Below are 21,657 nucleotides of genomic sequence, written 5' to 3' on the forward strand. Positions count from 1 at the left end.
CATTAGGGCAGACGTCTTCAGCCCTTGCGGGCCGAATCGGCTGGCCCAGGCTTGCCGCCCCGCACGGTCGTGTCGACGAACTCCCAGGCCTCCCGCAGTTCGGTCAGCCCGGCGATGATGCGGCCGAAACTTTGGCGGGCGTGCGGACGGCCATAGGCTTTGTGGCTCGCCAGGATCATCGCGTTGTAGGTCTGGAACAGCCGCTCCGCCACGTCGCCGCCTTTGGCGAAATCGAGGTTGTGGCTGAGCCCACGCAGGATCGCGGTCGCCTTCATCAGGTGCTCGTGCCCTTCCTCGAAACGCCTTGCCTCCTGGGCGGCGAGCGATTTCTGGAGAGACGTGATCGTGCCACCAAGCAGCATCGAGACCGCCTTGAGCGGCGGCACAATCGTTGCCGTTCCCCGATAGGCCTGGTTGGCCATGTACGCCATCGGATTATGCATCATCAATCACTCGAGCTGTTGAGCAGGGCCTTGAGATAATCGAGCGTGCTGTTCGCACTCTCGATCGCGGCTTGGTATTTCGCGTACTGCGTCTGCAGCTGCGACTGCAGCGTCGCCGCGGCGCTGTTGATATCATCGACCTTCTGCTGGAGCTCGTCGTCGCGCGTCGTCAGACTGGTGATTTGCGTCTGCAGTGCGCCGGTCGAAGACGAATAGTCCTTCGCAATCTCGTAGATCTGCGATGCAATCCCGGTGGTCGAGGTTACCGTGATCGACTGCGAGGTCGAGCCGCTATAGGTGAAGGCCATGCCGGCATAGATCGAGCCGGATGCACCGATGATCGTGGTGCCGCTGACGGTAAACAGCGAGGAGTCGCCGCCGACCGAGGCCGAGGACAGGTTGCCGTCGGAATCGACGGTCAGTTCCAGGGTGAAGGATTGCGGCGACGTACCGGTATTGACGACGCTGAGCTGGCTCGACGACGTCGTGGTTTGCGCCGACAGCAGTTCGGTCACGCCGCTCAGGTTGGTGCTCAGGATCTCCGACAGCGTGCTGGTGTCGAGCTCGAGCTCGTTCTTCTCGTTGAAGGACAGGCCGAGATCGGCCATCGTCATGCCGCCCACGGTGCTGTTCAGGGCGTTCTGGAGCGCATCCATGATGTTGCGCATGGTTCCGTCGCCGAACAGGACCGCGCTCGAATCTGCGGTGCCGTCGGTCGCGGTCGTCTGCTGGGCGATGACCTCGTCACGAAAGGCATTGTAGTTGGTGACGAAGGTCTCCAGCGCCGATTGGATCTGGCTGGTGTCGGTCTCGATACTGATGTTCAGCGAGGTTCCGTCCGGCGTCGCCTGGAGCAGGCTGAAGGTGACCCCGCTCAGAACGTCGGTGATGTCGTTGGTGTCGCGGGTCATCGAAATGCCGTCCAGCGTGAATTCGGCCGACTGCGCCTCCTGGATGACGTTGGTGAAGCTGCCCGAGCTGTCGGTCACGCCGAGCTTGTTCATGATGTCGTCGCCGGACGTGCTGGAATAGGTGATGTCCGCCGCATCCGCGGTGCCGGTCAGCACCATCTGGAATGACGTGCTGGACACCTGCACGATGGAGGCCTGGACGTTGGTGGTCGAGGTCTGCGCATTGATGGTATCGACGACGTCCTGTAGCGACATCGTGCTGGTGACGGTGATGTCGGACGTAGCCCCGCCCTCCAGACCGATGGAAAACGTGCCGGAATAGCCGAGCTCGTCGGTCTGGCTCGATTGCGAGGCACCGGACACCTTCTGCGCGGTGGCGATCTGGCTGATCGTCAGCGTGTGGTCGCCGATCGCGGCCCCGTTCTTGATGCTCATCGAGAGCGCCGAGGAGGCGCTGACGTCGCCGGTCGAGCCGATGCTCGCCGCGCGCGTCGCAAAGGCGCTGGTGGACAGCGAGTTGACCACCGCAGTCGAAAGCGACGCCAAGCCGGAGTACAGCGTCTTCAGATCGCTCTGGAGCGTCTGGTAGGCCGAGATCTTGGCCTCGTTGTTCGTGATCGTCGTCGAGATCGTGTCCGCCTGCGCGGTCTTCGCATCGACGGCGGACTGGATCAGCGCAGACCAATCAATGCTGCTCGAATTGGTGGTCCCGCTCGTGGTGACGGTGACGCCCGAACTTGTGCTGCTGGTCGAACTGACGCTGGTCACTTTGCCTGAATATCCCTGGTAGTGGGCGGGCCGGCATCATGCCGGCCCGCCCGGATCATCATCAGCCCAGCAGCTTGAGCAGGTACTGGGGCATCTGGTTCGCCGCCGCCAGCGCTGACACCGCGGCCTGGGTCTTCACCTCCGCGGAGGAAAGCTTGGACTGTTCGGCCGCGATATCGACGTCCTCGATCGCCGAGTTCGCCGACTGCAGGTTCTGGGTCTGGGTCGAGATCGAGTCGGCGCTGAAATTGAAGCGGGACTCCTGGGCGCCGATGCTGGCACGGGCCGCGGAGACCGTGTCGATCGCCGTATCCAGCGCGGTCAACGCCGAGGTCGCGTCCGACAGCGTACTCACGTCGAGCGAAGACACGCCGAGCGAAGAGGCCGTGAGGCTCGTGAGAGTGATGGTGATGGTATCCGAGCCCGAGGAGCCGACCAGAACGGAGACGCCGGAGGCGAACACGCTCGAGCCGTCGAGCAGGCTTTGGCTGGAATAGCGGGTGCCGGACGCGATCGAGTCGATTTGAGCCGTCAGCTGCGAGAACTCCGAGTTGATGTAGGCGCGGCTGGAGTCCGTCACGGTGCCCGAAGCCGATTCCGACGCCAGCGACTTCATGCGTGCAAGAATGTCGGAGATGTTGGAGGCGCCGCCGTCAGCAGTCTGCAGGATCGCGGTGGCCTGCGAGGCGTTGGTCGCAGCCTGCTGCAAGGTGGTGACGTCCGAGGAGATGCGGGTGGAGATCGCAAGGCCGGCGGCGTCGTCGGATGCGGAGGTGATACGCGAGCCGCTCGACAGCTTCGAGAGCGAGCTGGTTTCCTGCGCGGAGTTGATGTTGAGGTAGCGGACCGCCGCATTGGCGGCAGTGTTGGTGTTGATTGCGGGCATCTGAAGCTCCTAATATTGATGGGCACGGCGTGCCGCTTCGTGGGAATCGACTTACGACGACGCGGACCGCAGCCCCGTCCGTTCGCTCAAACGGCGGAGCGCGAGGAGATCAGGCGCGAAAATCTTCGCGAGGCGATTTTTATGGTTAGCAGTCGGTAAACGCGGTGCGGATGTCGCGCTCGTGCTTGCGCAGGAGCTGGCGAAGCTGCTGGCGGCCGCGCTTGAGCAGCGACTCGACGGCGGCGACGGTTGTATCCATCACCTGGGCAATCTCGCCGTTGCTCATGCTCTCGTGGTAGGACAGGATCACCGCGATGCGCTGTTGCTCGGGCAAGCGCTGCATCGCGAGCTCCAGCATGTCGTTCAGCTCATTGCGCTCGATGAGCTCGACGGCGCCGGGCTGACTGTCGGCGACTTCCGGCACGGCCTCGACGTTTTCGGTGCGCGGCTTGCGACGCAGATCGATGCAGCGATTGGAGACGACACGGTAGAGCCAGGTCGAGAATTTGGCGCGGCCGTGTTGCCAGCGTCCGCGATGGCTCCATATCTTGAGCATTGAATCCTGCACCACGTCCTCGGCGTCCGCGGCGTTGCCGACGATACGCAACGCAATGGCATAGGAGCGATCGATGTGACGCTCGACCAGCATGCGGAATGCGACTTCGTCGCCGGTAGCGAGCCTGTCCAGGAGTTCGCTGTCCTCGTCGTAGACGACATCGGCGGTATCGGGCGTGCCGTCCGGCGCGAGCGGCGCGGACGGCATCATCGGCACCTTAGCTTCGACCGGCACCGTCGTCGCAATCTCGACCTCGGCGGGAGCCCAGACATCAGCAGCGTAACTCATCCCGCAACCTCCAACCCGCAATGCCGGCGGCGCCCATGCCACACGGCTTCCAAGCGTTGAACGCGGGGCGAAAGCAATCCAGGCGGGGAATTTCTTTTGTTTTTCAAGATGTTATCTGGTCATTTTTGCCGAGTGCCGGGCAATAATTGCCGGTTGCGCGATCATCTCGCGCGTCGCACCTGCAATCATCACATCGTCTCGCGCCATGGCGGATCGTCCATCCTGAACAGATGTCGTCGAGAGAAAACGCTGACATTACGCGGCACTAGGTGATCAAGCGCGACACGCGCTTGGTGCATGAAGAGACGATTGTTTCCGAGTGTGAATGAACGCGAGACGACTTCCGCACCCGGCAATTTTTTCCGAATCACCTTTTTCGAACCTAACGATTTTTTTCGATCTGTCAGTCGCGACGAATGCGATTTTGAATCGCGCGTGAACTTTTTTCGCTCGCGCGGCGCCTGACCTCACGCGCAGGCACGTTAATCGCTCTGATTGGCGGGGATTACTGGCATGACGATCGCAACGACTGGCGCCGCGCGCCGCGCGCAAATTGTTTCTGCTTGGTCGTTCGATGTTTTCGATACATTTCTGCTTCGCGCCTGCACGACGCCAGATGGCGTATTTGAAAGGACTTATGAGCTTTCTGGCATTTCAAGATCTTGTCCAAATGTTTCCGCGAGTTTCGTTCAGCATCGCATCCAGGCCGAATCGCGTGCACGCCGGACAGCGAAGGAGAAACGCGGCGTGGGCGAAGTGCACATCGACGAGATCTATTCCTATTTTCCGTTCAGGCTCTTCGGTCTGGCGCGCAGCGATCTGACAGATCTGGTCGCATCGGAGTTTGCGGCGGAGATCGAGCTCTGCCGCGCCAATCCGGACATGCTTGGGAAATATCTGGACATGAAACGCGCGGGCTACCGCGTCGGATTCATCTCCGACACCTATTGGGATTCCGACCGGCTGGCGCGATTGCTGCGGGCTTGCCATCCCGGACTGAGCTGGGACTTTCTCTACGCATCCTGCGACCACGGCAGCAGCAAGAGCGGGTCGCTGTTCGCGACGTATCTGTCGGAGCAGAGCATCGACGCCAGCGCCTCCTTTCACGTCGGCGACAATGACAAGGCCGACATCAGGGGCGCGAAGCGCCACGGCATTCGCCCGCGCTACTATCCGCAGGCCACCGCCGAGCTTGCAGCGAAATTTCAGCGCGAGACCGCGCTGTTCGAGCTGTTGTGCACGGGGGCACCGTCTCGGCTCGATCACGGCGCACGCACTTTGCGGCGCATGGTCGCCGCGCGCGGCGCCGAGAGGTCGCCGGCCTTCCATCTGGGAGTGACAGTGCTCGGCCCGGGGATGACGGCCTTCGATGCCTTTGTTGCCCGGCGCTGCGAAGAGGTCGCGGGCCCCGGCCGAAAGGTCGCCCTCGGCTTCCTCGGCCGCGACGGCTTTCTGTCACACCGGATCTGGCAGCAGCTGCACGGCATGACCTCGGCCTATATCGAGATCAACCGCCGCGTCAGCCTGATCGCCTCCGCCGACACGATGCAGCCGATCATCGATCTTCTGAGCAAGATCCTGAAGATCGACGCTCCGACCTTTCGCGACATGATGAAGCTCCTGCCCCCGAAGGTCGCCGCGTTCTTTGCGAAGTCGCCCGACGGCATCGTGACCGGCCTGGAGATTGCCGAGGCGCTGCCCGAGTTGATGGAGGCGGATGCGATCGTCGAGCTCGCAGCAGGCCTGCGCGCGGGGTTGCTTTCCCATCTGCGTCACGCGATCCCAGGCTTCGACGACTGCACCGATCTCGTGCTCGCCGATCTCGGCTATTCCGGGAGCGTGCAGAAGGCGCTGCGTCGGATATTCGAGCTGGAAGGCCTCAATATTCGCCTCCACGGCGCTTATCTGATCTCGCTCGATGACGCCTTCGACGACGTCGCCGAGGAGGACAGCGCCACAGGCTTCATCTCCGACCTCGTAGTCACGCCCCATGTCAAGCGCATGCTGATCCGCAACATTGCGCTGCTGGAGCAGGTCTGCTGTTCGGCCGACGGTTCGGTTCGGGACTATGACGGCGGCACGGTCCTGCGGGAGATCAATCCGCGACCCACAAGCCAGATCACGCTGGCTGCTGACATCCAGGCCGGCGCGCTGGCCTTTGCGGAAAGCGCAGAAGGGGTCGCGGTGGATTTCCGTGTGAGTCCCTATGCCGCGCCCGATGTCGCCGCGCGCTGGTGCGTGGCGACCTTGGCCCGGCTTCTGCTGCTGCCGGACGAGGACGAGCTGGCGCTGCTGGGCGAACTGAAGCACGACGTCAATCTCGGCACCCATGCGCTGGCGCCAATGATCGACGGCGACTTCATCCGTCGGCAGATCACCGCCCGCGGCCTCTCAGCCGCCTGCACGACATCGGCACCGCCGATGTGGCTTGCGGGCTGCTTTGCGCGCCTGTCGGCGTCCCACTCCTATCTCTACACGCTGTTCGGTGCCAACCGCCTGCCGGCCGACGTCTTCGAGGAGAGGGCCTGCGGCCCGGTCCAGGTCGGATTGTTTCGCGGGAACGGCGAAGCGACGCTGGAGACGGTGACAGTTCACCACACCGGCCTCGGCGAGCTGCGCGTCCGTATTCCGGTCTCGCGTGCGATGGGCATCGCCATGATCGCCCTGCCGCTGCCCAAATTCGCCGCCGAAGGGCTTTTGCATGGCGTGACGATGCAGAGCGCCGCCGATGTCCGCGACGCCGCGGAAAGCCAGAACGTGGTCGGCATCGCGGCTGAGAGCCTGGTCTTTGCCAAAATTGAGCGGAACGGCGACCATTATCGCGCCGAAAGCGAGGATGGCTGCCTGCTGATCCCGGTCGCCCCCATGACTGACGATATCGCGATCTACTCCGTGGCAATTACGCCACTTGGCGCCCATCCCAGATAGTCCGCCTGATCGCATCGCCTCGACCGTTGAAGTCCAAGGGCTGAGACCGGGGGTACGGAATTGACGGACGAGACGCGCGAAAACCTTGATCGGCCGTTGCAATCCGACGGCGTGAAGCTCGGCCGGGCCCAGCGCGACCGCCTGGACTGGCTGGTCAAGCAGTACGGCGCGCCGCTCCACGATTTCAGCGAGGGCCGGGGGAGCGGCGTCATCATCCTCAAGGAGCCGCCAAGCGGGGCGGCCGCCGAACTGTTCTACCGCTCGCTAACGCCCGGCTGCGCCGTCGTCATTCCCAGAGGCGAGAACCCCGGCTTCGACTTCCTCAAGTCCAAGCTGACCGAGTTCGGCACTGTCGGCCCCTGCGGCGCGGACGGCCCGCACGAGATGTGGTGGGGCGGCATCGGCTGGTCGAAATTCCTCTCCGCCGCCGATTCATCCACCGTCCGTCCGCGGATCGTCTCCTGCCATCCGCGCGGCGGCGATGCAACCGCGGCCTTCGCGCTCCGGCATTCGCTCGAACGGTTTGACCTCGCCTGCCATATCGAGCCGGTCGAAACCCAGCTCAACGACCGCATCCTCTGCTTCGAAAAGGCCGAGTTCATGATGCGGATGTGGAACAAATATCGCGAGCCGCTGCTGTTCGTCGAAGCCGGCGCGGTGCTGCGCGAGGCGCCGCTGCTGCCGTCCTTCCTCGGCTGCGACGTGGCCTTGCACAAGTGGAATCGCTGGGAGATGTCGGCGCGCACGCTCTATCTCGGCCGCACCAAGGCTGCGGAGATGATGCTGCGCGCGTGGCAGCAACTCGCCGCGTCCTATCCTGCGATCTGGGAAGGCTATCTGCTCGACCAGGCCTGGAGCCTGACATCGTCCCAAACGCCTCTCGACACCGTCTGGCTGCCGCGCTCCTACCACGCGCTGAAGGGTGACCTCGGCGCGATGCGTGCCACGATCCTGCACGACCAGCAAACGACGACGCTGGAGCTCGGTCCCGATCCCGGCTTTGCCGGTATCGCGCGCGCAGCCCGCCGCGCCGGACGTACCGGCGCTCGCGACGCCTTCATGGTCATGACCTCGAAAGCCGAGACCGGCACCGGCATCGCCGTGATCCTGCGCGACGTCTCGGCCTGTGACGCCGGCGCGGTGGCCGCGACCGTGGAAGCCGTGACGGGCGCCTATGCCGCCAATTGCGGCGGCTACGGCCGGCTCGAGCTGTCCCTCTGCGCCTGGCAGGATGACGTCGGGGCCGCCCGCGAAGCCGCCGCCCAGGCGCGCTACCGCATCCTGGAGATCGCACCGGGACAGCGCATTGCCAACGACTTCTTTGCGACCCACGGCTCCGACGAAGCGCTCATGACCGCACGCCACCTCTTCCCCTGACGGACACCTCACGATGCTCAAGACCATCATCCTGCTCACCGACACCGTGCAACAGCAGCCGCCGCTGGCCAATCTGCTCCGCGAACACAATCGCGGATTGACCTTCTGCTCGGCGCTGCGCGCGTCCGACCTCAGCGCGATCGAAGCCGACGTGCTGGGCGAGGCTCGGCTGGTGTCGTTTGCCGCCGACGTCGCCGTCCCGGAAAAATTCCTGCTCCGGCTCGGCTATGGTGCCTACAAATTCTACGTCGCGCCGACGCAATATCCGGGCTTGCCGCCGGCGCCCGACGAGTGCGACGAGGATCCGCGCTGCTATTCCGTGATCGCGCAGTCGATGATGATCTGGCCGGACTTCAAGAAGGTGGTCGGCCTGGAGACCGTGACGATTCCTGACGGCACCGTTGCTGCCGAGCGCGAGCGGATGGTGTTCTCTCGCCTTGCGTACCTGTTCTGGCAGATGTCGGGCATGATCGCCGGCGAGGCCACCGATCTCCCCGGCATCATCGAGTCCAGCGAAAGCCGGCGTCCGGCGCTCGCGATGATGAACTAAGGGCCGCCAGCGCGATGCGAGGCTGCGTGGAGCGCTAGGCGGTGCTCCGGCGCCGCGATCGCGATCGTCCAGCGCCCGCACGGCAAGGCCGCAGTCGCGCAATTCCGCATGCCCAATTCTCCGACACTGGCATCGACATCGATGCTGGCGCGCCGCCTGCTCATGTGAGCGTGGCGTTCGACGGGGCGATCGGCAAGACCCTCCGCATTACCTGGCCCCCAGACCCTCCACGATGACCATCGATGAAGGCGGTCATGGCTTGGACTGCCGTCGAACTCTGCCACGCCCAAATGAGCGCTTCGCTTTCGCTGGATCTCGTTGGCCTGCCAATGCTCGCGGCTCTCTCCTAGATTGACGCGATCCTCTCTCGACATGCAGCGGCGGGCGTCCAACTAGAACGAAGTGCCACCCCCAAACCTGAACTCCTGAACCGTGTCGTATTTGCCCTTCGTCAGCGGCACGGCGTAGTCGAAGCGCAGCGGCCCGAACGGCGAGGCCCAGATCAGGCCGACGCCGACGGACGATCGCACCGTACTGCCGTCGTCATATTGCAGTCCGCAGGTCGGGCACGCCTTGGTGTTGACTTCGCCGGTGGCCGACCATGAGGTCGGACCCTGGTAGCCCCAGAGCGATCCGGCATCGGCATAGACCGCGCCCTTCAGGCCGACTTCCTTGGGCAGGAACCAGAACGGCATCTGCAACTCCATCGACGCGCCCCAGTATTTCGTGCCGCCAAGCGCATCGCCGCTCGCGCCCAGGCTCCAATAGGTGATGTCGCGCGGACCGATGCCGTTGGAAGCGAAGCCGCGCACGAGGTTGGGGCCCATCTGGAAGTGATCCAGCATGCGCAGGTCCTGGTTGCCGAGCTTGCTGAGGAGACCGCCCTGGAGATGGATCACGCTGACGATATCGGACACGAGCGACGTGTAGTACTTGGTGTCCAACGCCGTTTTCAGATAGGTGACGTCACCGCCGACACCCGCAAAATCCTGCTTGAAGTCGACCAGCAAGCCGTCGGTGGGGTTCTTGGTGTTGTCGAGCGTGTTGTAGTTCAGCGTGTAGCCGAGCGCCGACGTCCAGGTTGCGCCGTTCGCCAGCTCTCGCCGGACCGGCAGGCTCGACTCACCGTCGCCATAGCAGCCGTATCCGTAAACGCCCGAATCCGTGGAATTGGTCGGGTCCACGCCGCCCAGGACGCTCTTGATGTAGGCCGGCGTCGGATTGAAGGCCAGCGACGTGTTCGACGCGTTGTTGTTGCAATTGTTGTAGGCGCTGGCGAGCGTGATGCTCTGCTGATAGAGCGAATAGCGGAGCTGGAGTGAGAGGTCCTCGCGCAACGCAAAGCCCAGGCGCGGAGAAAAGCCCAGCGTCGTCACGCCGTAGCTCGTATAGCTGTTCGACAATTGCTGGCGCCAATAGGTGTCAAATCCGAGCGCCAGCCGGTAGTCGAGCAGATAAGGCTCGACGAAGGACAGCGATATTCCGCGGGAATATTGACCGTAGCTGACCGAGACCTTGCCGTAGAGACCGCGACCGAGCAGGTTGCGCTCGGAGACCGACACTTCGGCCAGCGCGCCGTCGGTGGTGGAGTAACCGCCCGAGATCGAGAAGTCACCGGTCGATTTCTCTTCCATGTCGACGATCAGGATGACGCGGTCACTCGACGAGCCCGGCTCGGTCGTGATCTTCACGCTCTTGAAATAGTCGAGGTTCTTCAGACGCCGCTCGGCACGATCGACCAGCGCGCGGTTGTAGGCGTCGCCCTCTGAGAGATCGAATTCGCGGCGGATCACGTAGTCGCGTGTGCGCGTATTACCGCGCAGGTTGATGCGCTCGATATAGGTTCGCGGGCCTTCGTCGATATTGAACACGACGGAGACGGTGTGCGCCTCGAAACTGCGGTCGCCGGCGGGACGGACCAAGGCAAAGGCGTAGCCGCGGCGCGAGGCCTCGATCTGCATGTCTTCGGTCGACTTCTCGACCGATTCGACGTTGTAGAGCGAACCGACATGGACGCGCGAATAGACGCGCAGCGAGTTCGCGTCGAAATTGGGAATGCTGGAGCGGAAACTCACCGATCCGACCCGGTATTGCTGTCCTTCCTCGATCTTGAAGGTGACGAGAAAGCCTTTCTTCTCCGGATCGTATTCAGTGAGCGCGGCGACGACCTGGACGTCGGCGAAGCCGTTCTTGAGATAGAAGCGACGAATCAGGTCGCGATCGGCCTCGACGCGGTCGGGATCATAGATGTCGTTGCTGCCGAGAAAGCTGAGCAGATTGCTTTCATGCGTCTTGATGATGTCGCGCAGTCGCGAGGCCGAGAAGGCGCTATTGCCGATGAACTCGACGGACTTGACCGGCGTCTTGGCCCCCTCCTCGATCGTGAAGATGAGATCGACGCGACTGCTCGGCTGCTCGATGATCTCGGGCGTGACGCGCACGTCGTAGCGGCCCGAGCGCCGGTAGATCTCGGCGATGCGCAGCGTGTCGGATTGTACCAGCGCCCGCGAGAAGGTCCCGCGCGGCTTGGACTGGATCTCGGCCGAGAGTTGCTCGTCCTTGATCTTCTTGTTGCCCTCGAAGGCGATGCGGCCGATCACGGCATTTTCCACCACCGACACCACGAGGCGGCCGCCGGACTGACTGATCTTCACGTCCTGGAACAGGCCTGTCCCGATCAACGCCTTGAGTCCGTCGTCGAGGGCGGATTGATCGAGGCGCCCGCCGGGGCCGGGTCTGAAATATGAGCGGACCGTCTCGGCCTCCACGCGGCGGTTACCTTCGACCACGATGGTCTCCACGCCCTGCGCGGCCGCCGGCTGCGGCATCAGCACGACCGGAATTGAACTCGCAATCGATACACCACTCATCGCCACCGCGATCAGCAAGACCCGCAACACCGACATTCCACACCTCAAGAGCACCTCTAGCTCTGAAACGAAACGCCTGTGGCCGCGATGTGGCTTTGAGATTGCTGTACTGTTTCCGGTCGTTGAAATTGATTGGCGGATCAGCCGCGCGAATACGGCCGCCGATGACGACCGCACGAGGCTTCAGCGCGAATGACCGACATGCGGGCGGCCCGTACGGAGCCCCACCGGGCAAGCACGCAGCAACATCGCGCAACGCCTGAATTCTTTACAGCCTCGGAAGTCGGTGCGAGAGGCGACGGCATCAGGAATTCGCATGGGGCATTTGCCGATGAACGCGCTTGTCGTGACCAGAACGGTACTGGTCGTCCTCCTCTCCTCCACCCTCACCGCCCATGCCGCAGCCACCCGCAAGCGCGATCGACAACAGACGACGCATGAGGTCGTCTATGAGTATGGCCCGCACGGGCCCAACCGGTCCTATCAGTCCGGCCCGCATACGCGCATCTATGTGAGCAAGCGGTCGTGGCTGGATGGCGGGACCGAAGTGCTTCCCGGCGATCGCAAATTCACCGACTACGCCTTGCCGCCGGGCACGTCGTTCGCACGCGCGAACAACAACCGGCCTCTCGACCGTCAGCCCCTGAACCCGGATTCGGACCTGGGCGGATTTGCGCAGCGAATCCCGATCTCCTGGTGATTGGATTCGTTCCTGTCCCCGACGCCCCGCAACGCTTGTCAATTCGCACTGACCAGACACGCCTTCGCATTCTCGCGGCTGATTTCGCCCGAGCTTTGCTTGGTCTTGTCACCCTCATGAAGCCAGAAGGGCGCAGGGAAGGCCGGGTGCCGGCGGCACCCGCGGTCCGCTGCGCGAAAATGTAGCGCAAGAAGACCGCACAGCAGCATACAGGTGAAGCCCAACACACGGCCTTCCCTGCGCGATGGTCGGACGGCTTATGCCGCGCTCTCCCGGGAGCCGAGTTCGTTTCTGGCCTCCCTCACTCCCGCGGAATTCACCGGCACCGCGCCGGTTGACGCGAGCGCCGCCTCCGCGAGAGCTTGACCGTAGCAACGACGGCCAGGACCACACGGTTTTGCCGTACGCACGGCCCGCCATTTCGCCGCAGTTTTCCCAGCCCTGTCGACGGAGCCGGAAACTTACAGACGAGACGAAACCTGACAGCGCCGCTCATCCGCACGCGGTCTCGGGTTCACGGAGAGCAATCCGCCCTGCCCTTGACCTCTCGTGCACGACGCTGCCGCGTCCACCGCAAAGCCCGGCTCGCGACAATGACGACCTCATGATCGCCCCTCCTGGATGAGCCGGGACGGGCGGCACGTACGACAAATCCGAATTTCGGTAAAGCAAAATGTTTTCACAAGGAATGCTTGACGCAGCGGCAAAACAGGGTCGATGTTTTGCCTGGCGGGCACCGTGCGGCGGCGCGAGATGCCCCGCAATATCTGTTTACATTCAGCAACATTCCGGCTGCCGAAAGGCCACGATCGCGCGGCTACTGGGGGCCTGTTCATCCTACCCTTCCGAAGGACAATGGGCCACCGCACGTCCCGCGGCAAGGCTCATGGATCTCAGCCGATTTGATGCCGTCACACTTGTTCGTCGCAGTTCCCGCGCTATCCGCAGAGGAGAACCATCACCCGACGCCGTCCCCATTGCGCGCCGCCCTGTCGCACGCCGGATCGGCTTGCGTCGCGCTGATGTTGGCTGCCGCACTGGCTGGCTGCGCCGTCGGGCCGGATTATGCCGGGCCGCCCGGGCTGGACATGCCGTCGCACTGGAGCACACAACCGACTTCCCGGCGGCAAACCGGCACGCTGGATCGCTGGTGGATGCGCCTGCGCGATCCCCTGCTCAACCGGCTGATCGAACAGGCCGTCGAAGCCAACCCCAGTGTTGCCAAAGCCAAGGCGGTCGTGCGCGAGGCGCGCGCTACGGTTCAGCAGACCGGCGCAGGCCTGTTTCCCTCCGTCAGCGGCTCGGCCTCGGTGACCGACAACAAGACCAGCGCGGGCTCCGCCACGGCCATCGTCGATACAGCGCCCTACACGCTACACCAGGCGAGCTTCGATTCGAGCTGGGAGCTCGACCTGTTCGGCGGCACGCAACGGAGCATCGAGGCGGCGGTGCGCGGGCGACAATCGGCCGAGGAGGATCTGCGCGATAGCCTCGTCACGCTGATCGGCGACGTCGCCGCCTATTACGTGGAGGCGCGTGGCTACCAGGCGCGGATCGCGCTGGCGCGGCGAACATCGGTCTCGCAGCGCGACACCGAAAAGCTCACCCGCAGCAAATACGAGGCCGGCAGCGGCAACGCCGTCGATCTCGCCAAGGCGACCGCACAAGCCGCGAGCACGGAGGCGAACGTTCCGACCTATCAGGCGGCGCTTGCAGCCGACATTCACCGGCTCGGCATCCTGCTCGGACGGCCGCCCGACGGCGTCGCTTCGCTGATGGCACAGTCCGCGCCCGTGCCTGCACCGCGCATGCCGTTGCCCACGGGCCTGCCCGCCGATCTCCTCATGAGCCGCCCCGACGTCGCCAGCGCCGAGCGCAAGCTCGCCCAGGCCACCGCCAGGATTGGCGCCGCCGAGGCCGACCGCTATCCTGCGGTGTCTCTGACCGGCTCGGTCGGCACCTCTGCGCTGAGTGCGGGGGATCTCGCAAAGTATTCCAACGTAAGCTGGTCGGTGGGCCCCTCGGTCACGGTGCCGGTCTTTGATGCGGGCAAGCGCCTGGCAACCGTCAGGATTGCCGAAGCACAACGCGACCAGGCGTTCGCGACGTTCCATTCGACCCTGCTCACCGCGCTCGAAGATGTCGAGAACGCGCTGGTGTCGCTGTCGCAGGAGCGCATTCGTGCGGCCAAGCTGGCCGAGGCGGCGAAGAACTATCGCGAGGCCGCCCGGCTGTCGCGGTCGCTGTTCGAGACCGGCAGCGCGAGCTTCATCGACGTGCTGGACGCCGAACGCTCGCTCTATTCGGCTGAGGATTCGCTGATCCAGAGCAAGGTGTCCGCGGCCAAGGACTACATTTCCCTCGCGAAGGCGCTCGGCGGCGGCTGGTCCGATCCGGTCGACATATCGACGCCGATCATCGTGGACACCAATACAGGTCCACACTTCCGGGAGACGGTGAAGTGACTGATATCATCACCGCCAAGCGCGTGAAGATTGCCGCCGCGGTGGTTGCCCTCGTGGCAACCGGGGTGGTGGCCGCCATGCGCTTTCCGGCGACGTCGAGCAAGGGACAGTCCTATATCACCGCGCCGGTCACCGTCAGCGATCTGCGCGAGGAGGTGCTCGCCAGCGGCACGCTCAAGCCGGCGCGCCTGACCGCCGTCGGCGCGCAGGTGTCGGGCCGGATCACCGCCCTCAATGTCCGCGTCGGCGACAGGGTCAAGGCCGGCGACGTTATCGCCCAGATCGACCCCGTCACCAAGCAGAACGATCTGCGCAGTTCGGAAGCTTCGCTCAAGAACTACCGCGCGCAGAAACTGGAGAAGGAAGCCGCGTTGGTGCTGGCGGAGGCCAACCTCGCGCGCCAGCAGGCGACACTGGCGCAGCGCGCCACCTCGCGCAGCGATTTCGACAACGCGGATTCGACGGTGCGGCAGACCCGCGCCCAGATCGCCGCGCTCGAAGCCCTGATCGTGGGAGCCGAGGCGAGCGTCGAGACGGCGCGAGTGAACCTCGACTACACCAGGATCACCGCGCCTGTCGACGGCACGGTGCTCGCCACCGTGGTGCAGGAGGGACAGACGGTCAACGCGGTGCAGTCCGCTCCGACCATCGTCGTGCTCGGCCAGCTAGAGACCATGACGGTGCGGGCGGAGATCTCCGAGGCCGACATCGTCAAGGTCAAGCCGGGCCAGGCGCTGTATTTCACCATCCTCGGCGACCAGGACCATCGCTACGAGGCCAGGCTGGAGCAGATCGAGCCGGCGCCCGAATCGATCAAGAGCGACGCCAGCTTCTCCTCGACCACCACGTCGAGCTCGAGCACGAGTTCGAGCTCATCGAGCTCCACCAGCACCGCCATCTACTACATCGGCGTCTTCAACGTCCCCAACAGGGATCTCTCGCTGCGGACCTACATGACCGCCGAGGTGCACATCATCACCGGCGAGGCCAAGCGCGTGAAGGTCATCCCCGCGCTCGCGCTAATGCGGAAATCCGACGGCCGCAGCACCGTCCGCACCCTCGATGCGTCGGGTGACGTGCGCGAGCGCGAGGTCAAGACCGGACTCAATGACCGCACTACGGTCGAGATCAGGTCCGGCCTCGATGAGGGCGACCGGGTCGTCACCGGAGAAGCCAGCGAGCAGACCGCATCGCGCAGCATGTCCGGCGGCCCGCCGGGAGGTCTCTGAGATGGCCGATCCGATCATCGCCCTCGAGAACGTCAGGCGGGAATTCTCGGCCGGTGACACGCGCGTGGTCGCGCTCGACGATTTGTCGCTGAGCATCCAGCCCGGCGAGATGGTGGCGATCATCGGCTCGTCCGGATCAGGCAAATCGACGCTGCTCAACATTCTTGGCTGCCTCGACCGCCCGACCTCCGGCACATATCGTGTCGCCGGCAAGAACGCCTCCGAACTCGACGCAGACGAACTGGCGGCGCTGCGGCGCGAGCATTTCGGCTTCATCTTCCAGCGCTATCATTTGCTCGGCGACCTCTCCGCCGCCGAGAACGTCGAGATCCCGGCGATCTATGCCGGAATGAAGACCCGGGAGCGCCGCACGCGCGCAGAGCAGCTGCTCGCAAGGCTCGGTGTGGACGACCGGCGCGGCCACCGCCCGAACCAGCTGTCGGGCGGCCAGCAGCAGCGCGTCTCGATCGCACGGGCGCTGATCAACGGCGCCGAAGTCATCCTGGCGGACGAGCCGACCGGCGCGCTCGACCGGCGCAGCGGCGAGGAGGTCCTGAAGATCCTGAAGGAGCTGCACGGCGAGGGACGGACGATCATCATCGTCACCCACGATGCCGATGTCGCCGCGCGGGCCGAGCGCACCATCGAGCTGCGCGACGGCAGGATCGTTTCCGATCGCCGCACCGAGACCGCAGGCGCATCGGCGCCGGCTGTTGCGGCGTCTCGGGCCTCACGGGACAGGAGCGCCGGCTGGCCCGGCGCGTTGCGGCGCCTGCGGGAAGCCTCGCGGATGGCGCTGGTGGCGATGGCCGCGCACCGGCTGCGCGCCTTCCTGACCATGCTCGGAATCATCATCGGCATCGCCGCAGTGTCCTCCGTGGTTGCGCTCGGCAACGCCTCACAGCGCAAGGTGCTGTCGGACATTTCGAGTCTCGGCACCAACACGATCGAGGTGTTTCCGGGCAAGGATTTTGGCGACGCGCGCGCCGGCAAGATCAAGACGCTCGTCCTCGGCGATGCCCGCGCGCTCGGCCATCAGGGTTTCATTGCCGGAGTCACACCGACGGTCTCGACCAGCACGACAGTGCGCTATCGCGGCAGCGAGTCCAACGTGCTCGTGAACGGCGTCGGCGAGAGCTATTTCCAGGTCAAGGGCGCCAAGCTGGCGAAAGGCCGCCTGTTCGACTCCGACGCGGTGCGCAACATCGAGCGGCAGGTCGTCATCGACGACAACACCCGCAAGACCTTCTTCGCGGACGACCAGAACTCGGGGATCGGCCGCGTCATCTGGCTCGGCAAGGTGCCCTGCCGCATCGTCGGCGTCATCGCCCAGCAGCAGGGCGGCTTCGGCTCGAACCAGAACCTCTCGGTCTATCTTCCCTATACCACCGTGCAGGCGCAGTTCACGGGCGACCGCTCGCTTCGCAGCATCCTGCTCCGGATCAGCGACGAGATCTCGACCACGCTGGCTCAGGACGCGGTCACCACGCTCTTGACGCAGCGGCACAATACCAGGGATTTCGTCATCCTCAACACCGACGACATCCGCCGCACCATCACCAGCACGACGCAGACGCTGGCGTTCCTCGTGGCGGCGATCGCGGTGATCTCGCTGGTCGTCGGCGGCATCGGCGTGATGAACATCATGCTGGTGTCCGTCTCCGAACGGATCAGCGAGATCGGCGTGCGCATGGCGGTCGGCGCCAGACGCAGCGACATCCTCCAGCAGTTCCTGGTGGAGGCGACCCTGATCTCGTCCATCGGCGGCATCGCCGGCATCCTCGTCGCGATCCTGCTCGGAACGGTGGTCAATATTGCGATGCCCGGCTTCCAGGTCAGCTATTCGCTGTTCTCGATCGGCGCGGCATTCCTGACCTCGACCGGGATCGGGGTGGCCTTTGGCTTCTTCCCCGCCCGCCGCGCCGCCTTCCTGGATCCCGTGGTGGCATTGAGCCGTGACTGACCGTAGGATTGCAAACATGACCGTAGTTCTTCGGGCGAGACAATCGTCCGCAAATCCATCAATGATCGGCACCCCCGATGCGATCTCAAACATGACCAACGACACGCAGAACATCCTGATCGTCGAGGATGACCGGCAGACCCGCGACCTCATCGCGCGCTATCTGCGTGAGCATTCGTTCGCGGTCCACCTGGTCACGAACGGCAGGGAGATGGAACGGCATCTATCGCAGAACCGGGTGGACCTGATCGTGCTCGACCTGATGCTGCCGGGCGAGGACGGGCTGAGCCTCTGCCGCCGCGTGCGCATGGAATCCATGACGCCGATCGTCATGCTCACCGCGAAGGGCGAGGATCTCGACCGGATCCTCGGTCTCGAGATGGGGGCCGACGACTATCTGCCGAAGCCGTTCAACCCGCGCGAGCTTCTCGCCAGGATCAACGCCGTGCTGCGCCGCCGGGCGAGCGGCCATGCCGCCGGCGGCGCGGCGACGCGACTGAAATTCCTGGGCTGGATCATCGATCTTCGTTTGCGGGAGTTGCGCGACCCCGAGGGCGCGCAAGTGCCGCTGACCAGCGCCGAGTTCGATCTGCTGCAAGCTTTCTGCGAACGGGCCGGCCGCATCCTCACCCGTGACAATCTCCTGAGCATGACGCGCGGCCGGCCCGGCGGCAACTTTGGCCGCAGCATCGACGTGCTGGTCAGCCGGCTACGCCGCAAGCTCGACCGCACCCAGGACACGTCCGTGATCAAGACCGTCCGCACCGGCGGCTACATCTTCACGCCGGTGGTGGAGGAAGCATGATCCGCGCCGCCGATATCGTCGCGCTGTTCAGCTTCAGGCGGATCAGCGGCCAGATTGCAGCCTTGGTTTTGGGGTCGCTGATCCTGATCCATGTGCTGATTGCCGGATATTTTCTGCTCAACCGGCCGAGCGTTCTGATGGACAGCCCCGTGGAGCAGTTCGAGCTGATTGCAAGGATCGTCGCCAATACGCCGCAGGGAGAGCGAGATCTCGTCCTTGAAAACGTCAGCCGGGCCTTTCCGGCGCTGAAGCTGCAACTGAAAAAGGATGTTTCCGCCTCCACCGCTCCATCGCCAGAGCGGATGCGCCTGGCCCCCTCCGCTATCGAAGGCCCGGTCGATCTCATTCGTGGTTCCACACCGGAAGACAATCGCCTCTGGTTCTATTTGGCAAATGGCGACGTGCTCGAGGCGACGATCGGGACACTCAAGATGCCTGCCTTCGTGAGCGGCGCCTGGACGAGCACGCTCCTGTTCCTGGTGGCAAGCGTGACGCTGCTCGGCGTCTGGGCCGGCCGCGCGCTCAGCTCGCCCCTGTCGGCCTTCGCGCGCGCGGCGGAGGACTTCAGCCTGAATCGCTCGTCCGCGCCGTTGCCTGAAAACGGCCCGGAGGAAATCAAATCCGCGGCGAGAGCGCTCAACCGGATGCGCGAACGCGTTACTGCACTGATGAACGACAGAAGTCGAATGCTGGCCGCCATCAGCCACGACCTGCGCACCCCGATTACGCGCCTGCGGCTACGCTCGGAATACATCGAGGATCCAGCGCAGCGTACCCAGACCGTACGCGACCTCGATCAGATGCAGTCGATGCTCGAGTCGGTGCTCTCGCTGCTGCGCAGTGAAAGCGCTGCCAGACCGACACTGGTCGACGTTGCCGCGCTGCTCCAGATGGTTTGCGACCAATTTTCCGACAGCGGCCACGCGGTGCACTATGCTGGTCCGGACAGAGCCGCATTCATCGTCCGGCCGGACGAAATCATCCGTGCGGTCACAAACCTGGTCGAAAACGCCACTCGCTTCGGAACCGAAGTCGGCGTCGAGCTCCTGATCTCCGGAGACCAGATCATCATCGACGTCGTCGACGACGGCCCTGGAATACCCCATGAGAGGAAGGCGGCGATGCTGGAGCCCTTCGTGCGAGGGGAAGAAGCCCGCACCATGGATGAAACGGCGGGATTTGGCCTCGGCCTCTCGATCACGCAGGCGATCGTGACCGCGCATGGCGGAACCCTGCTGCTGCTCGACAATGAACCGAAGGGTCTTCGCGTCCGCCTGCTGCTTTCCAGTGCGGACCGTAGCCACGACTGAAGCTGCCTTGCCGGGGGTGTATCCTCGATGCCGTCCGCATCCCAGTCAAATCCGTCGTGACCGGTTGGATGCCGACGACATGCGCATCCGCACCGGGATAGGAGCTCGTCGGCTGCATCGTCGTGCTCGGGGCCGCTGGCTTGTCGGACGTCTGCGCAGAGACGGCGGCAGGCATCGCCATCAGGAGCGCAATCGCGATCACGATGTTGCGGCGGCAGAACATCACACCCTCCATTGACATCACCGGCATCGGCGCGCAGCCCTGGCGTTTCTTGACAAAGATCAAAGCGGAGGCTGAATTTCTGCAGCGCATCACTCGATGAGTTCGGCGCCTAGCGGCACGCGCGGCGGGACCGACGGTCATTGCACGATCGACCGGCGAACCCGCGGCTGGCCTCGGTCGTCAGGCAGCGGCTCAGACAGCGGCCATGGCTTCGCGCTCTCGCGGCGCAATCCGCCCGAGATTTGCTCGATCGCTCCGCCCTCTGAACCGAGAGGGCGCAGGGAAGGCCGGGTGCTGACCTCGCACCCGCGGTCTGCTGCGCGAAAATGTAGCGCAAAGAGACCGCACAGCAGCATACAGGTGGTGCCAATCACTCGGCCTTCCCTGCGCGATGGTCGGACGGCTTATGCCGCGCTCTCCCGGGAGCCGAGTTCCTTCTGGCCTCCCTCACTCCCGCGGAATTCACCGGCACCGCGCCGGTTGACGCAGCTGCCGCATCCGCAAGAGCTTGACCGTAGCAACGACGGCCAGGACCACACGGTTTTGCCGTACGCACGGCCCGCCATTTCGCCGCAGTTTTCCCAGCCCTGTCGACGGAGCCGGAAACTTACAGGCGAGACGAAGCCTAGCAGCGCCGTTCGTCCGCGCGATGCCCAGGGCTCACGGAGAGCAATCCGCCCTGCCCCGGCCATTCGCGCCCGACGCTGCCGCGTCCACCGCAAAGCCCGGCTCGCGAAACATGACGACCACACGATCGCCCCTCAAGGATGAGCCGGGATGGGCGGGATATACGGCAAATCAGAATTTCGGTAAAGTGGAATACTTTTGCGGGGAGGGGTTGACGGGGTGGCCGGTGTTTTGCCCGACGGGCCGCGGCCGATAGCTAACGCTGAACAGCAGAACTCGGGACCAAACAAAGGGCACACTCGCGTTCAGTGGCGCACATTTGCCCTGAAGCTCAGTTCTTGTTGGACCGCAACCGCGCCAACGTTCGACTCACCCGCCTCCCCACTTTGTTAGGGTTGCGAAGATCGTGCTGCCATACCCTGAGCACGCTCCACCCAAGACTATTCAACTTTCTTCGAACTGCAGCGTCGCGTCGAACATTTCTGACTATCTTATTTGCCCAGAAAGCAGCGTTTGATTTTGGAATGCTCTGATGCACTTTACACCCATGCCAAAAGCAACCGTCGACGAAGACCGCCAACTTTCCGTCGTAGAAGACAAAATCGGGCTTTCCAAAAATCCTCTGGTTTCGCCTCCATCCTCGCACCCCACATTGGCGGAAGACGTTGATCAAACGAAGCTCCGTCGCAAGATTGCCACGGCTCCGCACTCTAGACATGATTTCTGAGCGCTTTCGCTTAGAAAAAACATCGGACATG

The 21,657-nt window shown here is 64.0% G+C and carries 16 protein-coding genes; 10 read left to right on the plus strand and 6 right to left on the minus strand.

The window, feature by feature from the left end; translation table 11 throughout:
- Positions 1-17: 17 nt before the first annotated feature.
- The 4 genes from ACSHT2_RS14975 to ACSHT2_RS14990 form a co-directional block, all read right to left on the minus strand.
- Positions 18-446, minus strand: coding sequence for a flagellar export chaperone FliS (locus ACSHT2_RS14975; RefSeq protein WP_271533573.1), 429 nt, complete (start codon positions 444-446; stop codon positions 18-20).
- Positions 446-2,122 carry a flagellar filament capping protein FliD gene (fliD, locus tag ACSHT2_RS14980; protein WP_271533575.1) on the minus strand — a complete coding sequence of 559 codons (1,677 nt, stop codon included), beginning with the start codon at positions 2,120-2,122 and terminating at the stop codon, positions 446-448. The genes ACSHT2_RS14975 and fliD overlap by 1 nt, the downstream gene beginning before the upstream one ends.
- A gap of 61 nt (positions 2,123-2,183) precedes the next feature.
- Positions 2,184-3,008 carry a flagellin gene (locus tag ACSHT2_RS14985; protein WP_271533577.1) on the minus strand — a complete coding sequence of 275 codons (825 nt, stop codon included), beginning with the start codon at positions 3,006-3,008 and terminating at the stop codon, positions 2,184-2,186.
- 145 nt (positions 3,009-3,153) lie between these two features.
- Positions 3,154-3,852 carry an RNA polymerase sigma factor gene (locus ACSHT2_RS14990; protein WP_440642241.1) on the minus strand — a complete coding sequence of 233 codons (699 nt, stop codon included), beginning with the start codon at positions 3,850-3,852 and terminating at the stop codon, positions 3,154-3,156.
- 747 nt (positions 3,853-4,599) lie between these two features.
- On the opposite strand from ACSHT2_RS14990, the gene ACSHT2_RS14995 reads away from it, so the two are divergent.
- The 3 genes from ACSHT2_RS14995 to ACSHT2_RS15005 are packed head-to-tail and all read left to right on the plus strand — an operon-like array spanning position 4,600 to position 8,707.
- Positions 4,600-6,780 (plus strand): hypothetical protein, encoded by a 2,181-nt coding sequence (locus ACSHT2_RS14995; RefSeq protein WP_440642242.1) that lies wholly within the window; start codon positions 4,600-4,602, stop codon positions 6,778-6,780.
- 60 nt (positions 6,781-6,840) lie between these two features.
- On the plus strand, positions 6,841-8,157 hold the full coding sequence (locus ACSHT2_RS15000; protein WP_440642243.1) for a hypothetical protein: 1,317 nt from the start codon (positions 6,841-6,843) through the stop codon (positions 8,155-8,157).
- A 13-nt stretch (positions 8,158-8,170) separates the two neighbouring features.
- On the plus strand, positions 8,171-8,707 hold the full coding sequence (locus ACSHT2_RS15005) for a hypothetical protein (RefSeq protein ID WP_440642244.1): 537 nt from the start codon (positions 8,171-8,173) through the stop codon (positions 8,705-8,707).
- 392 nt (positions 8,708-9,099) lie between these two features.
- Here the strand turns inward: ACSHT2_RS15005 and bamA are convergent, their stop codons facing one another.
- Positions 9,100-11,613 (minus strand): outer membrane protein assembly factor BamA, encoded by a 2,514-nt coding sequence (gene bamA, locus ACSHT2_RS15010; protein ID WP_440642245.1) that lies wholly within the window; start codon positions 11,611-11,613, stop codon positions 9,100-9,102.
- A 280-nt stretch (positions 11,614-11,893) separates the two neighbouring features.
- Here bamA and ACSHT2_RS15015 point away from each other — a divergent pair, with 280 nt between their 5' ends.
- The 7 genes from ACSHT2_RS15015 (at position 11,894) to ACSHT2_RS15045 (ending at position 20,372) form a co-directional block, all read left to right on the plus strand.
- Positions 11,894-12,277, plus strand: coding sequence for a hypothetical protein (locus ACSHT2_RS15015; RefSeq protein ID WP_440642246.1), 384 nt, complete (start codon positions 11,894-11,896; stop codon positions 12,275-12,277).
- 905 nt (positions 12,278-13,182) lie between these two features.
- A complete protein-coding gene (locus ACSHT2_RS15020) occupies positions 13,183-14,742 on the plus strand; it encodes an efflux transporter outer membrane subunit (protein ID WP_440642247.1) in 1,560 nt (519 codons plus the stop codon).
- Positions 14,739-15,971 carry an efflux RND transporter periplasmic adaptor subunit gene (locus ACSHT2_RS15025; RefSeq protein ID WP_440642248.1) on the plus strand — a complete coding sequence of 411 codons (1,233 nt, stop codon included), beginning with the start codon at positions 14,739-14,741 and terminating at the stop codon, positions 15,969-15,971. The genes ACSHT2_RS15020 and ACSHT2_RS15025 overlap by 4 nt, the downstream gene beginning before the upstream one ends.
- Before the next feature lies 1 nt (position 15,972).
- Positions 15,973-17,934: a MacB family efflux pump subunit gene (locus tag ACSHT2_RS15030; RefSeq protein WP_440642249.1), complete on the plus strand. Its 1,962-nt coding sequence runs from the start codon at positions 15,973-15,975 to the stop codon at positions 17,932-17,934.
- Between the two features lie 91 nt (positions 17,935-18,025).
- On the plus strand, positions 18,026-18,739 hold the full coding sequence (locus ACSHT2_RS15035; protein WP_440642250.1) for a response regulator: 714 nt from the start codon (positions 18,026-18,028) through the stop codon (positions 18,737-18,739).
- On the plus strand, positions 18,736-20,049 hold the full coding sequence (locus tag ACSHT2_RS15040; RefSeq protein WP_440642251.1) for an ATP-binding protein: 1,314 nt from the start codon (positions 18,736-18,738) through the stop codon (positions 20,047-20,049). The genes ACSHT2_RS15035 and ACSHT2_RS15040 overlap by 4 nt, the downstream gene beginning before the upstream one ends.
- Before the next feature lie 140 nt (positions 20,050-20,189).
- Positions 20,190-20,372 carry a hypothetical protein gene (locus ACSHT2_RS15045; RefSeq protein ID WP_440642252.1) on the plus strand — a complete coding sequence of 61 codons (183 nt, stop codon included), beginning with the start codon at positions 20,190-20,192 and terminating at the stop codon, positions 20,370-20,372.
- A gap of 858 nt (positions 20,373-21,230) precedes the next feature.
- On the opposite strand, the gene ACSHT2_RS15050 is transcribed toward ACSHT2_RS15045, so the two are convergent.
- Complete coding sequence (locus ACSHT2_RS15050) at positions 21,231-21,656, minus strand: very short patch repair endonuclease (RefSeq protein ID WP_440642253.1); 426 nt, start codon at positions 21,654-21,656, stop codon at positions 21,231-21,233.
- Between the last annotated feature and the right edge of the window lies 1 nt (position 21,657).

The organism is Bradyrhizobium sp. PUT101, assembly GCF_052043945.1.
Lineage (GTDB): Bacteria > Pseudomonadota > Alphaproteobacteria > Rhizobiales > Xanthobacteraceae > Bradyrhizobium.

Excerpts from the sequence above, each read along its gene's own strand:
- ACSHT2_RS15020 (WP_440642247.1), top strand. The coding sequence starts at position 13,183 with ATGCCGTCACACTTGTTCGTCGCAGTTCCCGCGCTATCCGCAGAGGAG.
- ACSHT2_RS14990 (WP_440642241.1), bottom strand. The coding sequence starts at position 3,852 with ATGAGTTACGCTGCTGATGTCTGGGCTCCCGCCGAGGTCGAGATTGCG.
- ACSHT2_RS15035 (WP_440642250.1), top strand. The coding sequence starts at position 18,026 with ATGACCAACGACACGCAGAACATCCTGATCGTCGAGGATGACCGGCAG.
- ACSHT2_RS14985 (WP_271533577.1), bottom strand. The coding sequence starts at position 3,008 with ATGCCCGCAATCAACACCAACACTGCCGCCAATGCGGCGGTCCGCTAC.
- ACSHT2_RS15040 (WP_440642251.1), top strand. The coding sequence starts at position 18,736 with ATGATCCGCGCCGCCGATATCGTCGCGCTGTTCAGCTTCAGGCGGATC.
- ACSHT2_RS15050 (WP_440642253.1), bottom strand. The coding sequence starts at position 21,656 with ATGTCCGATGTTTTTTCTAAGCGAAAGCGCTCAGAAATCATGTCTAGA.
- ACSHT2_RS15030 (WP_440642249.1), top strand. The coding sequence starts at position 15,973 with ATGGCCGATCCGATCATCGCCCTCGAGAACGTCAGGCGGGAATTCTCG.
- ACSHT2_RS15005 (WP_440642244.1), top strand. The coding sequence starts at position 8,171 with ATGCTCAAGACCATCATCCTGCTCACCGACACCGTGCAACAGCAGCCG.
- ACSHT2_RS14975 (WP_271533573.1), bottom strand. The coding sequence starts at position 446 with ATGATGCATAATCCGATGGCGTACATGGCCAACCAGGCCTATCGGGGA.
- ACSHT2_RS15015 (WP_440642246.1), top strand. The coding sequence starts at position 11,894 with ATGGGGCATTTGCCGATGAACGCGCTTGTCGTGACCAGAACGGTACTG.
- bamA (WP_440642245.1), bottom strand. The coding sequence starts at position 11,613 with ATGTCGGTGTTGCGGGTCTTGCTGATCGCGGTGGCGATGAGTGGTGTA.